This window comes from Pseudomonas sp. 06C 126 (genome assembly GCF_001855215.1).
GTDB lineage: Bacteria > Pseudomonadota > Gammaproteobacteria > Pseudomonadales > Pseudomonadaceae > Aquipseudomonas > Aquipseudomonas proteolytica.
Map to the genome: position 1 here is coordinate 1 of NZ_MIFU01000069.1, position 271 is coordinate 271.

1 protein-coding gene is annotated in these 271 nt (G+C 62.4%); it reads left to right on the forward strand.

Annotated features, from left to right (window positions below; all coding sequences use genetic code 11):
- A partial coding sequence (locus BHC62_RS28550) for a YDG domain-containing protein (protein WP_218124022.1) occupies positions 1 to 271 on the forward strand: 271 nt, incomplete at both ends.

Here is a 271-nt window from a genome sequence, read left to right on the forward strand (position 1 = left end):
CGGTGGTGCGTTGGATGGTTTGGTGGGCAATGAAACCCTCGGCGTCACCGGCCTTAGCGCGACATTCAGCGATAAAAACGCCGGCACCGGCAAGACCGTAACCGCCAGCGGCGCCACCCTGGTCAATGGCAGCAACGGCGGCCTGGCGAGCAACTACAGCATCAGCAATCCTATGGGCCTGAGCGCCGATATCAGCGCCAAGGCCCTGACCATCAGCGGCATGCAGGCCAACGGCAAGGTATATGACGGCAACAACCTCGCCAGCCTCAGC